Origin of the sequence: Arthrobacter pigmenti, assembly GCF_011927905.1 — a bacterium.
Classification (GTDB): Bacteria; Actinomycetota; Actinomycetes; order Actinomycetales; family Micrococcaceae; genus Arthrobacter_D; species Arthrobacter_D pigmenti.
Genome location: NZ_JAATJL010000001.1, coordinates 199,167 through 212,346 on the forward strand (window position 1 = coordinate 199,167; position 13,180 = coordinate 212,346).

The following is a 13,180-nucleotide window of genomic DNA, read 5'->3' on the forward strand; positions in this document are numbered from 1 at the left end:
TATAGCAGACGAGAACCCACGCCGTCCTGACGCGCTGCACTTCGGCCATCGGCTGAATCTGCAGCGCGTGCTCAAGAGGCGGCGTGATCCTTGTAACCGTAGAGATCCTCCTGCCACTCGTTGACCCAGATCTCGCCGCCGTCGGGATTGGGCAGGCGGAGTGAACGCCCGTAGTTTTCATCGATCAGGGTCGCCGTGACGCCTTCGCTGCGCAACCGCTGCTGAAGTACCTCCACGTTGCCGGTGAATTCGAAAGCCAGCTCCGCGCCGTCGTCGTCGGCTGCGTGCAGGGCCAGCATGCCGCCGTTCTTCGCGGTGAAGTCGAGCCACGCGCCGGCGTCCGAACTGCGGCGCTTCTTCGCACCGATGTCCGTGAACACCTTCTCCGCAGCGGCGGTGTCCTGGGTGTACCAGATGGGCATTACCGCGAGGCCCTTTGCGGCAGGTTGCTCCCCGGTGAGGGTTTCGTAGGCAAGGAACACCCGCCCGTTCGGCGCTGTCACCTGGGCGGCCGGGCCGTCGTTGGTGTAAACGACGACGGCGTCAGTGCCGGCTTCCGCTGTGCGCCTGGCGAACTCGCTCACGGAGCCGACTTCGAAGTTGAGCTGGGTCGACGGTTGGTCTGCGGTGTGCACTGCGACCCTCCCGCTGCTCGCCTCGAAGACCTGCCATCCGTCCGCGTCCTCGACCAGCGTCAGGCCGAGTGCGGTGAAGAGTTTGCCGAAGCCGCTGTAGTTCGGTGTGAATATGATCGGCCGTACCCTGAGCATTACTTCTCCTCCACATAGTTGCGAAGCACTTTCTCGACGAGGGCGGACAGGCTCTGCCCCTCGTCGATGCTCCTGTGTTTGACCGCACGGACGAGGTCCGCCGGTAGGTAGACATTGAACTGAACCTTTGCTTCCGCTGTCATGGCTAAAATGCTAGCAATCTAGAATCATCCCGTCCAGTATTCTCGACCCATGGCCGTCGAACTCCCCGAACTCCTGTTGCCCGACGCCCCTGCGTGGCGGGCGTGGCTCGAAGCCAGCCACGCGACGTCGTCGGGTGTGTGGCTTGTCCTCCACAAGAAGGGTGGCGACACCACGTCCTTGACCTATGCGCAGGCGTTGGACGAGGCGCTGTGTTTCGGCTGGATTGATGGACAGGCGAAACGGCGCGACGACGGCAGCACCTTCCAGCGCTTCACCCTGCGCGGACCGCGCAGCATGTGGTCGCTGCGGAATGTCGGCTACATTGATCGGCTTGAGGCTGAGGGCAGGATGCGCGACGCCGGTCGTGTCGCCGTTGAGCAGGCGAAGGCCGATGGGCGGTGGGAGCGGGCCTATGCCGGGCCGGCCGGCGCGGTTGTGCCGGATGATCTGGCGGCCGCAATAGCGGCGAACGCGGATGCGCAGGCCATGTTTGGCGTGCTGACTTCCCAGAACCGGTTTGCGCTGATCTTCCGGCTGAACCAACTCAAGACCGAGGTTGCACGCCGGCGGAAGATCGCCGGGTTCGTGGAGATGCTGGCACGGCATGAGTTGCCGTATCCGCAGAGACGGATGCCATGAGTTCAGGTCGCCCGGTTCGGGTTGATCACTGTTAGGCCGCGTTGAAGTGCGGCCTCGAGCAGAGGTCCGTCTCCGCTGACCATAGCTGTATTCTCGCTGGCCAGGGCGAGCGCGGATGCAAGGTGAACGGCGTCGTAACCCCTTAGTCCGTGATCGATCGAGAGGCGTCCCGCCGCTGTGAGAATGGCGGGTGATACTGAAAGCAAGGTGAGATCCCCTGTGAGGGTCTCCAGGCGGGATACATGATTATTAAGGGCAGCCTGGTCGATTCTGCCCATCCGGCACGCCATAGCCAGAGCGGCAGTGCCCTCGACCCGGATGAGATCGGAAGACGCAACAACCTCTGACCGCGCCCATACCTCCATGGCGAGAGTGCTCGACGGTTCCTGAATGAGGAGGGGAATGAGCGCCGACGTGTCGAAGTAAGCGATCAACGGCGCTGGTCGGCTACCAGGTCCGACACCGTACCCTGTGTAGGTGTTGGATCCGGTACGGTTCTGGCGCGGCGAACCGGTGCGGTGGCAAGTTGGGCGGCCAGTAACTCTTCGAGCAAGGAACTTTCAGCAATAGGAACAATGCGCGCTACTGCACGCCCATGATCTGTGATGGTCACTGGCGTGCCGGCGCTCGCCGCCATGACATGGTCGCTCAAGTGGTTTCTGAGTTCGCGCATTCCGACTCTGGTCATGAAGCCAATTCCTACCTATGGGTACACATTTCTGAGTCGATTGTATACACAGAATCACAAAGTGGCGGGGTCGATCTTCACCATTCCAACCGAGGCGTAGATACGGCTGGCCGAAGGCGAAGTCCCTTCGCCGACGCGCAGGGCAAGTTGGGCGTGTCCCTCGTTGAGGCAGGCCCCGGCACTGCGCTCCAGAAGGACGCGGCCGGCTCCGTTGCCTTGCCACCGCGGATCGACGAATAGATCGATGACGAAAGGACATCTCAGCTTGGGGTCCCACGGAGATCGTTCCACCACGAGAATCGCCCCAACCAGATCGTCGCGGTGATACGCGCAAAGCGAAGCTCCAGCCAACAGTGTGCCGAACTCGCCTGCGAAACTTTCGAGCATCTCCGTCCGTGCTTCGTCGAGGTTCGACGCCGCAATGCCGGGTGGGTATGCGCGGAGATAGGCCTGTGCAAGGCCATCTACGTCCTGCGCGGTGACCGGTCGGTAGTCGAATTGGCTGGCGCCGGCATGGCGTGAGGCTGCGATCGTTGCGCAATCGCCAATGAGAGTTGCAGAAGGCATAGTGATCCCCTTTGTAGCGGAGTAGTGAACTCATGATTGACGAGATGAGGCACAGCTACGAACGGGTCATGCAACCACCGTATACGTCTCCCGCGACGCGGGTCGGTGTTCCTGGCGTTCTACTTCGCGCCTGAGCCACCCAGCCGGAAGAGCGTGAACCCGCCGGTGCCAGCAATAAGTGCAACTGGCAGTGAGCCGTCCGACCATGCCGGACCTGCCCCGCTCACGGTAAGCCCGTTCCAACCGATACCAAGAAAAAGAGCAAGTCCGACGACGGCGGGGGCCAGCACCTGCCGGACTGTCGCGTTCCCGCCGCGAACCCTGAGCGAACGGACCGATCCCGCCGCCAGGAGGGCGAGCAGGGCGCCGAGAACGACCGGAAACGCAGGAATACCAAGCAGCTTCGTCGCGATCAGGAGCATCACCGCGCAGACCGGCAGTCCAATCACCAGTAGCGCTGGCGCGCCGAAGAAACGGTCCGTTTTGATGCGTGATGAGTGAGGTTCCACAATGCCTTCCGGTTTGAATCCACCCAGTATTCCGCACAGTGGGCCCTGCACTGCGCTCAGGCCCGCAACGAAACCTTCCGGATACGAATCGCAACCGTTGCCAACACCACCGCAGCGGCCGCAACCGCGGCGGCGACCGCCGTCGTCGTCGACTCCGGCGCCATTGTCCTGCCGACCGCAATCCAGACCAGACCCCAACCAATCGCCGCGGCGACGGCCAGTCGACCATGGCCCAACACCGCGAGCAACACTCCCACCAGAACGACGACGGCGAGCACCGCCCCCGCCCAAATGCCAGGGCTGATGCTCCAGCCCGTGAAACCGGCCGCAGACAGTACGGCGGCGATATTCGCACACACAGCAACGCAGACCCAGCCCAGATACAGGCCGAGCGTACCGTCCACAATCACAGCTTCGAGGAGTGATTGGGGTTTGCGGGAGGTGTAGATGCGGAATGTGATGGCAAGAACGGCTAGAAGCACAACGATGATCGGGACGCTGAGGAAGAGCAGGCCCGCCTGGATGGACAGGATCCAGGCCGCGTTCAACAGCATTGACCCGGCAACCCACCAACCAAGCAGGCGCTGGCGTTCGGACGTTCTCTGGGACGGCGCCCACTGGAGGGCCGTGTACGCACCGAGGCCGGCGTAGATGACAGTCCAGATGGTGAAGGCGGCGCCGGCAGGCGCCAGGAGAGTGGCGTCAGCGCTGAGCGCGCCGCCGGCAGCCTGCGCAATCGGGGTCCCGCCGAAAGCCCCCGAACCTATGGCTGAACCAACAATGCAGAGGATGAACGCGGCGGTTACGCCGATCTGTCGCACGCGGTCGGAATTCACGAAGACGCTCCTAGGTAGACTATCTCCACCATAGAACAATCAGTAGGACTAGTTTAACGGCGGAGCGCTCGGAGATACCGCCGTCGGACTATGCGTTGGGCAACCAAAAGCGCCGGGAAGAGCGTCCGCCAAGGTTGCTGAGCCGCCGCACGCGTGAGGGAGCGAACCGTCAGCAGTACTTCATCGCCCCGCCGGTGCACAATGAACGCTTCCTCACCGCACACAGGATGGCCGGGCAGTGTGCGGTAGGAGAAACCGCTCCGATCGCTTTCCCGGACGACGGACACTACTTCGATCGGTTCACGGATGCTGAACCCCAGCACCCGTGCGGTGACGATGAGCCGCTGGCCGGGATGAATGGAGACGTCCGAGCCCACGGTGAAGCCGCTCCGGGTTTTCACTCGCCACAGCAGCACGTCTTCAGCGGCGCGCTGCCACGCCTGGTCGCCGTGTCCGACGACGGCGGTAGCCTCCGACCGGCGGTAGGCGCTGTCGGACGGAGGCCAGGCGGGAAGCTCAGGAGCGGTCGACGCGATCAACAGACGGCCGGGATGTCATCGATGGATTGACTCGGGTTCCCCCTGCCGCCCGGCTGATACTCACACCACTCCTCAAGGAATGCCTGCGAGAAGGCGTACACAATGGGCGCGGATGCAGCGACCACCAGAATGATGGTCAAGCAAGCCAGTATCCAGGTTTTCCGCGGTGACTCACTCCGTCTCATCGCCACGAAGGACAGCAGCCCGGCCACGTACACGATGACAATCAGGACCTCCTGTGCAGCCTGAACCGAGGTTCCGGACCCGCTCACTGCTGAACCGATCATCGAAACAGCGAGGAGGGCCGTCGCGAGGGCGGGAAGGATCGCCAGCACCCACACAACAGTGGCCAGCAATTCGGCGATGCGTGGGCTGCGGGTCCCCCTCGTCCTGCGAATGCGCAACATGTTCCCCCTGTTTCACTGCGCGACCAGGAACCACGGCGGTTCCTCTCTGACTGGTTGACGGCAGGGCTACGAGTGTACCTAGCGCGCCAACCGGCTCCGGAACAGCAGCCACACGAAGTACGGTGCACCGAGCAGCGCCGTCAGCAGGCCGGCCGGCAACTGCTGCGGGGCGATGGCAGTCCGCCCGATCATGTCGCCCACGCACACCAGCAACGCTCCCAGCAGAACCGCCGTCGGAATGGCGAGCTTGTGCCGCGCGCCGACCAGCGCCCGGGCCGCATGCGGCGCAACCAGGCCTACGAACCCGATGACGCCGATTCCCGCCACAGCCGACCCTGTCAGCACCACCGCGGACACCAACAGGATCATCCGGGAGCGCGGCACTGAAATGCCGAGCAGCTTCGGTGTGTCCTCGTCGAGGGAAAGCAGATCCTGCGTGCGGTGCAGCGACGCGATGACGGGTACGGTGATGAGCAAAGCAATGCTCATCGGGATCAGGTTCTCCATGGAGCGCCCGTACGTCGATCCGGAGAGCCAGGTCAGCGCCTTCGCTTCGTTGAACGGATCGGTCATCACGATCAGCAGCGTGATGCCTGCCATCGCCGCGGCCGAAACACCGATACCGACCAGAACAAACCGGTCCGTCTGCAGCCCACCCCGGAACGCGAGACCGAAAACGACCGCTGCCGTCACCGCTGCACCGATCCCCGCACCGGCGCTCACCGTCCAGAAGCCGGCGAGGGGGACAAGCGTGATCACGAGGATCGCGCCAAGACCAGCCCCGCCGGAGACACCGATGATGGAAGGCTCCGCCAGCGGGTTGCGGGTCACCGCCTGGATCACCGTGCCGGCCAAAGCCAGCGACGCCCCGGCCAGCAGCGAGGCAGCAACCCGCGGGAAGCGGGCGTCCATAACGCTCGACACCACCGGCCCCGCCTGCCCGGTCACCCAGTTCGCAAGGTCGCCAAGGAGCAGCTTCGCGTCCCCGAGCAGCAGCCCGGCTGCGATGCCGGCCAGCACCAGAAGAACCAAAAGCACGACGACGGCGGCGCCCGCACCCGGACGCGTGGGGCGCAGCGACACTGAACGTGCCTCGCGCGTGGGCCCGGACGTGCGCATCCTATGCGCCAGGATGACGAGGAAGATCGCGCCGAAGATGGTGGTGACCACTCCGGTGGGCACCTCGACGGCGGTTTGCGCACCGATGATCGCACGAAGCAGAACGTCGGCTCCGAGTACCAGGAAGATGCCCATTAGTGCTGAGGCAAGAATCAGCGCCACGTGCCGGTGAAGGCCGGGAATTTTCGCTGCAGCCAACCGGACTACGGCCGGGGCGGCAAGCCCCACGAACCCGATCGGCCCGGAGATGGTGACGGCGGCCGCTGCGAGAAGTACTGCGAGCACAATGGCCAGTACCTGGGTGCTGCGGACGTTGATGCCCAGCACTCTCGCCTGGTCATCACCGAGGGTGAGCAGGTCCAGGGAGCGGGACTTGATGAGGAGAACTGCCACGACCACGCCGATCAGCGGCGCGAGCAGTACGAACTTCTCCATGCCGCTCTGGGCCAGGGAGCCGGATCCCCAGGCAAAGAGGTTGCGCGTTTCCTGCGCAAAGAGAAGCAGGAGGGCGTGGGTTAATGCGCTGAAGGCCAGGGCGATGGCCGAGCCGGCGAGGACCAGCCGCACGCTGCCGGACTGACCGGCACCGGAAAGTGCCAGCACCAGGCTCGCCGCAGCGATGCCGCCAAGGAACGCGACACCCACTGCGCCGAGCAGCGGAACCTGAATCCCGAATGCGGCAACGGCAACGATCGCAAGGTGCGCGCCGGCATTGACCGCGAGCGTATCCGGGGAGGCAAGCGCATTGCGGGAGACGGACTGCATGATGACGCCCGCAACACCGAGCGCCACCCCCACCAGGACGCCCGCCACCAGGCGTGGCACCCGGCTGGCGGCGACGACGGCGGCGGTGTCGGCGTCGTCGTTCCCCAGAATGAGCCCAATGATGTCCGCCGCGTTCACAGTGGAAGTGCCCTGCGTGATGTGGACCAGGGCGAGCACAGCAGTTGCGGCGACGAGCAGCAGCCCGAACACCGCGAGCCGGAACCCTGGCCGCGCGCCAGCTCCCTGAATTGCTGAGGGCTGTGCGCGGGTCAGGGTTTCCGGGGCCATGGTGTGGTATTACTTCTCGGTTGCTGCTGCGACTGCAGCGTCGATGATTTGCTCCATCGACGTAGGTCCACCGAAGACCCAGATGGAGTCCGGGAAGCGGTGCACGTTGCCTTCCTCGACGAAGGGGAGTCCCTTCCAGACGGCGTTGTCCTTCAGCTCGTCCTGGTAGGGGTCGCCGAAGGTGTCGTTGGCCATGTACCAGAAGTGAGTGTCTTCGGGGAGGGCGGTGAGACCCTCGACGTCGGTCTGCGCGAGCCCGTAAGCGGGATCGCCTTCGAGCTCCCACGCATTCTCGAGGCCGAGCTCAGCAAACACGTCCGATACCAGGGATCCCGGTGCGAACGGACGGATGGAGACGCTCCCGGCGTCGACGTAGGCATCCGAGAACGCCACCTTGGTGCCCGCGGCGCCTGCCTCTTCGATGGCAGCGCGTCCCTCTTCAACCTTGGCGTCGAAGTTGGCCTTCAGCTCGGCGGCCTGCTCTTCGGTGCCGGTTGCCTTGGCAATCATGTCGAGGTTCTCGAACATCTGGCCGATGTTGTCGGACGAATCGCCGCCCGGAACCACAATGACGGGAACGGTTTCCTCGATCTGCTCGATTGCGCCCTCGACAAGCTGATCCGTCACGAGCACCAGGTCCGGCTCCAGTGAGACCAGGGTGTCGATGCTGGGCTCACCGCGCAGGCCGATGTCAGTCACGGTGTCATCCAGCGGCGCGGAGCTCACCCAGGTGTTGTAGCCCTCGATGTCCGAAACGCCCACCGGCATAACCCCGAGCGAAACCAGGTTCTCGATGACGTTCCATTCGGTTCCGGCAACACGCACGGCGGGCCCGTCGAGGACCACTTCCTTGCCCCGTGCGTCAGTGATGGTGATGGTTTCACCCGATGCGGCTGCTGTGGTTTCGGTATCGCCGGCAGCTTCCTCAGTGGTGCCGCAGGCCGAGAGCGCGAGCATGGCGACCGCCGCGAGGGCAGCAAGGATCTTCGTTTGTTTCATGGGGTTCTTTTCTATCTGGGCGCGGACGGCGCGAGTGGTTGGAAAGGTTCAGGAAGCTCGAAGGACGGTGGCGGAGTGGTTGCCGACGGCGTTGTGCCGGCCCACGGCGCGAGTGTGCACCGTCCCGCCGTCGACCGTGACGTCAACGCGGACGCCGTACGCGCTGGTCAGGTTTTCCGCGGTCAGCACGTCGACAGGCGTTCCCTGCGCGAGCACCGAGCCACTCTCCAGCAGCACCACGTGATCGGCGATGGCAGCGGCCTGGTCCAGGTCATGAAGCACAACACCGACCGTCACTCCGTGGTCGGTTGCAAGATCGCGTACGACGTCGAGAATCTCCACCTGGTAGCGCAGGTCCAGGTAGGTCGTGGGCTCGTCGAGGAGGAGAACACCGGTGTCCTGGGCCAGGCAGCTGGCGAGCCACACACGCTGCAGTTGGCCGCCCGAGAGAGCAGCGACAGGGCGATCGGACAGTTCCGCAGTGCGGGTCAGCTCCATGGCGTGCTCGACGACGGCGATGCCCCGGGGGTCATTTCCCGTCCAGCGGGTGCGGTGCGGGTGGCGTCCGAACTCGACGACTTCCCTCACTGTGATCCCGGCCGGAACCGGGCGGCTCTGTGCGAGGAGGGTGATCTTCCGTGCAAAATCCTTGGGGGAGAGCGCAAAGACGTTGTCGCCGTCGGTGGTCGTCACGGTGCCGGAATCGGCATTGTGCAGCCGGGCAATGGTCCGTAGGAGTGTTGACTTACCGCTGCCGTTGGGGCCGATGAGTGCTGTCACGGTCCCGGGTTGAAGTCCGAAGGACACGTCACTGACTGCGGGCTGGCGGCCGTAGGAAATGCTCATGTCGGCAACATCGAGGCCCTGGAGTGCCGTACGGAAGGCGGAGTCAGTGAGAGTCACCCCACTAAGGTAAGGCGATCCTTAGTGAATTGACAAACATTACGGCATGTATCAGTTGCGTAATTGCTGCCCCTCGGATCATTGCAACACAGCAAATGGGTTTATTCGGTCATTGACAAAAGCCCTCACTAGTCCGTACGCTTGTTGCATGGGTCACACCGATAACGCCGCCACACCGGCTCCGCACAACATTTCCGACAATCCTCGGCCACGTACTCTGCTGAGCATTCCGGAACATGAAGCGGACGCGTTCTTCACCGCCGAGAGCTGGGCTGAGCTCAACGAGCTGTGCGACGTGGTTGAAGCCCGTCCGGACGCCCTCCAGGACCTTGAGTGCTTTCGTGACGTCGCTCAGGGGACCAGTATTTTCATCACAGCGTGGGGCTTCCCTCGCCTCGAGTCAGAGCGGCTGGAACTGGCCCCAGAGTTGCGGTTCGTAATGCACGCCGCCTCCTCCATCCAAACCCTCGTCAGCGATGAGTTCTGGGCGGCAGGCATCCCGATTGCCCAGGCCGGTGATGCCATGGCTCCTTCGGTGGCCGAGCTGTCGCTGACTTTCACGCTTGCGCTCCTTCGGCGAACACCCCGATTTGATCACGCGCTCCGCTCGGGGGCTGACTGGTCCGATGCCCGGACTGCAGCGTCCAGGCCGCGCGAGATCAGTGGAGCGCGCATCGGTGTGATCGGAGCATCCCGTACCGGACGCCGCTACATCGACATGTGTCGCGCCCTCGGCGCCGAGAGCACCGTTTATGACCCTTACATCCACGAAGGGGATGAGCTCCGGGCCTACGCAGCCGATCTCCCCGAAGTGCTCTCGTCCTGCGACGTGATTGCGATCCACGCGCCCGAAACTCCTGAAACGCGCGGCCTGCTCGGAGCTGCCGAGTTGGCTGCCATCAAGGACGGCGGCCTGCTGGTGAACACTGCCCGCCCCGCACTGGTGGACGAGGACGCCCTGTACCGGGAGGTTTCCTCGGGCCGGCTGGACGCTGCACTCGATGTCTTCGGGAACGAGCCGCTCCCGGCAGGGGACCGTTGGCGGAACCTCCCGAATGTCCTTCTCACCCCACATCTGGGCGGTGCAACCGTCGATTCCCGCCATCGTGCGGGGTGGATCGTCGTCAGCGAAGTCCGCCGCTTTCTCCGGGGCGAGCCGCTGCAGCACGCCCTGACTTCGGACCGCTTGAAGGTGATGGGCTGACCATGGCGCAGAACATTCTGATCATCCACTGCCACGACCTCGGGCGCTTCCTTGGCACCTACGGGGTGGAGACCGTCTCAACACCCTATCTGGATGCGTTTGCATCGGAATCGACCGTCTTCGAGGCGGCGTTCGCCACCTCTCCGCACTGCAGCCCGGCACGGGCGTCACTGTTCACGGGTACGTATCCGCAGACCAATGGCGTTCTTGGACTAACGCATGAACCCTTCGGTTGGGACTTGAACGATCCGAGCTCGCACCTGGCACACCGGCTGCGCTCGGTCGGCTACCGAACGGAGCTTGTTGGGGTGCATCACGAATCCCGCGTGCTGCCCGACGATCAGGTTGCAATCCGCCTGGGCTTTGACCGGGTACGCACCGGCGGGGACCGTGACGTCGTCGTCGAACGTACGCTGGAAGCCCTCGATGACGCCTCAGCGGCCAGCTCACCGTTCTATCTCCAGGTCGGGTTCCATGAGCCGCACCGCTCGCCGTCGGACCGTGACCGCACCGGCGTCATGGGCTTCCTGGGCGCTGCCATCGAGCCGGATACTTCACGCGGGCACACGGTTCCGCCCTACCTGCACGACGACGACGACGCCCGCGAGGAGATCGCCGAACTCCAGGGCGCGGTGCGCCACATGGATTCAGGTGTCGGTGAGATCCTTGCCCGTCTTGAGCAACTGGGTCTGGATGAGGAAACGGTTGTTGTCTTCACGACGGACCACGGTCTCGCTCTTCCCCGCGCAAAATGCACGCTGTACGACGCCGGCGTTGAAGTAGCCCTCATCATGCGCGTTCCAGGGCGGGCAAGCTGGAGCGGCCGGCGGGTCTCCGACATCGTTAGCCATGTAGACGTTGTACCCACGCTGTTTGATGTGCTGGGGCTGTCCGGCACAATAGATGTAGCCGGAGAAAGCCTCGTGGAGTTGGTCGAGGATGATCAGCCAGCCCGCACGTACGCCTACGGTCAACTGACGTATCACACGTACTTCGACCCCAAGCGGTCAGTGCGATCAAAAACCCACAAACTCATCGCGAACTTCTCCAACGCCCCCCGGGCCATGGACTCCACCCAGTCGTGGATCCACCGCAGCATTCCCGTTGACTTGTTCGGGGCGACAATCGGTACCAGCGCCGCGATTGAGCTGTACGACCTGGCGGAGGACCCCAATGAGACAGTCAATCTCGCGGATGATCCAGCTGCCCAGCCGGCCCTCAGCGACCTTTCCGCGGCACTGCTTGCGTGGATGCACTCAACCAATGACCCGTTGCTCACACTGCGTCAGGAACACCGCCGCCAGCGCATCACCCTTGATCTCCTCAGGCACGCAGCGGACTCATCCGCGCCTGAGGTGCCCTTCGGCAACCTGAAGCAAACCACCCTTGCCCAGGAACCCGTCTAGCCCACCAACCGAAATGACAATCCGTCCAAGCACTGCCGCAAGCCGAAGTTATTCGGCGACATCTAGAGAAAGAGAACCAGCAATGACGCACCGACTCTTGGGTATCACTGCCCTCGCTGCGGCCACCGCGCTCACCATGACCGCGTGCGGCAACTCCAGCTCAGCTCCCGTCGCACAGACCGACGGCGAGGTGAGTGGTGAAGTAACCATGTGGATGTACCCGGTCATCAAGGACGAAGCCAAGAACCGCGAGTTCTGGGAGAAGACTGAGAAGGCCTTCGAATCGGAGAACCCCGACGTCGACTTCAACGTTGAGCTGCAGACCTTCGACAAGCGTGACACGCAGATCTCCGCAGCACTGGCTGCGAACTCCGGTCCGGACATTGTCATGATCACACCGGACCAGGCGTCCACTTACCACGAGGTTGGCGGCCTGTTGCCGGTCGATGAGGCAATCGATGATGAGAAGGACTCGTTCTACACATCCGGCATCGAAGCTGCCACGATCGAAGACCAGGTCTACGGCGTGCCGATGTTTCAGAACGTGAACACCACCGCCTACAACAAGGAGATCTTCGAGGAGGCCGGGCTTGAGCTTCCGAAGACCTGGGAAGACATCAAGGAAGCCGCTCCCATCCTCGCCGAAAAGGACATTTCAGTCCTTGAATACGTCGGCTCCCCGGAGCAGACCCTCAACCTGACGTTCTACCCGTTCCTGTGGCAGGCAGGCGGCAGCATCTTCACCGAGGACGGTAGCGACATCGCCTTCGATTCGCCCGAGGGCATCGAGGCGCTGCAGTTCATCCTGGACCTTCAGGAAATGGGCGGCGTAGTTCAGAGTGCAGGAACGGACAGCCCCGCAATCGAGGGTTCACCGATGGCCCGCGGCCAGGTAGCCCTCCGGGCAACCACCAGCCTCCCTGAACTCGCGCAACTGCGCGGTGCGCTCGGCGAAGAGACCGTTGTGCTTGGGGAACCGCTGGAGGGTGAAGTCCAGGCCACGTTCGGCAACCCCGGACTGATGGCCCTGACCTCAATCAATGAGGAAGATAACCGGCAGGCTGCCTACGCGGTGCTCGACTTCCTCTCGACCGCTGAGTTCCAGTCCGAGTTCACCAAGCTGGCGAGCAATTTCCCAACCCGCACGGACGTGGAACTGCCCGGTACCGGACCGGACTACGAGGCACTTGAAGCGGCTCTTGAATACGCGATTCCCGGGGAACCGCACGCCGCTGCACGTCAGGTGATGGCCGCTCTCGCTCCCTACCTCCAGTCCGCACTCCGCGGCGACCTGAGCGCAGAGGAAGCGCTCACCCAGGCGGCAGAAGAAGCCCGGGGAATCCTCAGCCGCACCTGATCCCTCCTGTCCCGGGGGCGCTAAACGCCCCCGGGACACA

General features: G+C 63.6%; 16 protein-coding genes. 4 read left to right on the forward strand and 12 right to left on the reverse strand.

Annotated features, from left to right (window positions below):
- Positions 1-71 precede the first annotated feature (71 nt).
- Positions 72-770 carry a VOC family protein gene (locus BJ994_RS01020; protein ID WP_167990521.1) on the reverse strand — a complete coding sequence of 233 codons (699 nt, stop codon included), beginning with the start codon at positions 768-770 and terminating at the stop codon, positions 72-74.
- Complete coding sequence (locus BJ994_RS01025) at positions 770-913, reverse strand: ribbon-helix-helix domain-containing protein (RefSeq protein ID WP_167990524.1); 144 nt, start codon at positions 911-913, stop codon at positions 770-772. The genes BJ994_RS01020 and BJ994_RS01025 overlap by 1 nt, the downstream gene beginning before the upstream one ends.
- Positions 914-962: 49 nt before the next feature.
- On the opposite strand from BJ994_RS01025, the gene BJ994_RS01030 reads away from it, so the two are divergent.
- Entirely contained in the window at positions 963-1,553 is a 591-nt protein-coding gene (locus tag BJ994_RS01030) for a YdeI/OmpD-associated family protein (protein WP_167990526.1), read from the forward strand.
- A gap of 2 nt (positions 1,554-1,555) precedes the next feature.
- On the opposite strand, the gene BJ994_RS01035 is transcribed toward BJ994_RS01030, so the two are convergent.
- The 10 genes from BJ994_RS01035 to BJ994_RS01080 all read right to left on the reverse strand — a co-directional run bounded on the left by BJ994_RS01035 (position 1,556) and on the right by BJ994_RS01080 (position 9,173).
- A complete protein-coding gene (locus BJ994_RS01035) occupies positions 1,556-1,987 on the reverse strand; it encodes a type II toxin-antitoxin system VapC family toxin (RefSeq protein WP_167990528.1) in 432 nt (143 codons plus the stop codon).
- Complete coding sequence (locus BJ994_RS01040) at positions 1,984-2,241, reverse strand: type II toxin-antitoxin system Phd/YefM family antitoxin (RefSeq protein WP_167990531.1); 258 nt, start codon at positions 2,239-2,241, stop codon at positions 1,984-1,986. Before BJ994_RS01040 ends, BJ994_RS01035 begins: the two co-directional genes overlap by 4 nt.
- A 54-nt stretch (positions 2,242-2,295) precedes the next feature.
- A complete protein-coding gene (locus tag BJ994_RS01045) occupies positions 2,296-2,808 on the reverse strand; it encodes a GNAT family N-acetyltransferase (protein WP_167990533.1) in 513 nt (170 codons plus the stop codon).
- A 119-nt stretch (positions 2,809-2,927) separates the two neighbouring features.
- Positions 2,928-3,317 (reverse strand): hypothetical protein, encoded by a 390-nt coding sequence (locus BJ994_RS01050; protein ID WP_167990535.1) that lies wholly within the window; start codon positions 3,315-3,317, stop codon positions 2,928-2,930.
- A 56-nt stretch (positions 3,318-3,373) separates the two neighbouring features.
- The gene (locus BJ994_RS01055) at positions 3,374-4,153 is read right to left on the reverse strand and encodes a tryptophan-rich sensory protein (RefSeq protein WP_167990536.1); all 780 of its coding nucleotides are present in this window, start codon (positions 4,151-4,153) and stop codon (positions 3,374-3,376) included.
- A gap of 53 nt (positions 4,154-4,206) precedes the next feature.
- Complete coding sequence (locus tag BJ994_RS01060; protein WP_209066450.1) at positions 4,207-4,692, reverse strand: DUF1990 family protein; 486 nt, start codon at positions 4,690-4,692, stop codon at positions 4,207-4,209.
- Complete coding sequence (locus BJ994_RS01065) at positions 4,689-5,099, reverse strand: hypothetical protein (RefSeq protein WP_167990539.1); 411 nt, start codon at positions 5,097-5,099, stop codon at positions 4,689-4,691. Before BJ994_RS01065 ends, BJ994_RS01060 begins: the two co-directional genes overlap by 4 nt.
- 78 nt (positions 5,100-5,177) lie before the next feature.
- Complete coding sequence (locus tag BJ994_RS01070; protein ID WP_167990541.1) at positions 5,178-7,271, reverse strand: iron ABC transporter permease; 2,094 nt, start codon at positions 7,269-7,271, stop codon at positions 5,178-5,180.
- Positions 7,272-7,280: 9 nt separating this feature from the next.
- A complete protein-coding gene (locus BJ994_RS01075; protein ID WP_167990544.1) occupies positions 7,281-8,270 on the reverse strand; it encodes an ABC transporter substrate-binding protein in 990 nt (329 codons plus the stop codon).
- 48 nt (positions 8,271-8,318) lie between these two features.
- Positions 8,319-9,173 carry an ABC transporter ATP-binding protein gene (locus BJ994_RS01080; RefSeq protein WP_425339361.1) on the reverse strand — a complete coding sequence of 285 codons (855 nt, stop codon included), beginning with the start codon at positions 9,171-9,173 and terminating at the stop codon, positions 8,319-8,321.
- Positions 9,174-9,321: 148 nt separating this feature from the next.
- Between BJ994_RS01080 and BJ994_RS01085 the strand changes: the two genes are divergently transcribed.
- The 3 genes from BJ994_RS01085 (at position 9,322) to BJ994_RS01095 (ending at position 13,140) form a co-directional block, all read left to right on the forward strand.
- Positions 9,322-10,377: a hydroxyacid dehydrogenase gene (locus tag BJ994_RS01085; protein ID WP_167990547.1), complete on the forward strand. Its 1,056-nt coding sequence runs from the start codon at positions 9,322-9,324 to the stop codon at positions 10,375-10,377.
- Between the two features lie 2 nt (positions 10,378-10,379).
- A complete protein-coding gene (locus BJ994_RS01090; RefSeq protein ID WP_167990550.1) occupies positions 10,380-11,783 on the forward strand; it encodes a sulfatase family protein in 1,404 nt (467 codons plus the stop codon).
- An 82-nt stretch (positions 11,784-11,865) separates the two neighbouring features.
- Entirely contained in the window at positions 11,866-13,140 is a 1,275-nt protein-coding gene (locus BJ994_RS01095; RefSeq protein WP_167990552.1) for an extracellular solute-binding protein, read from the forward strand.
- The last annotated feature ends 40 nt before the right edge of the window (positions 13,141-13,180 follow it).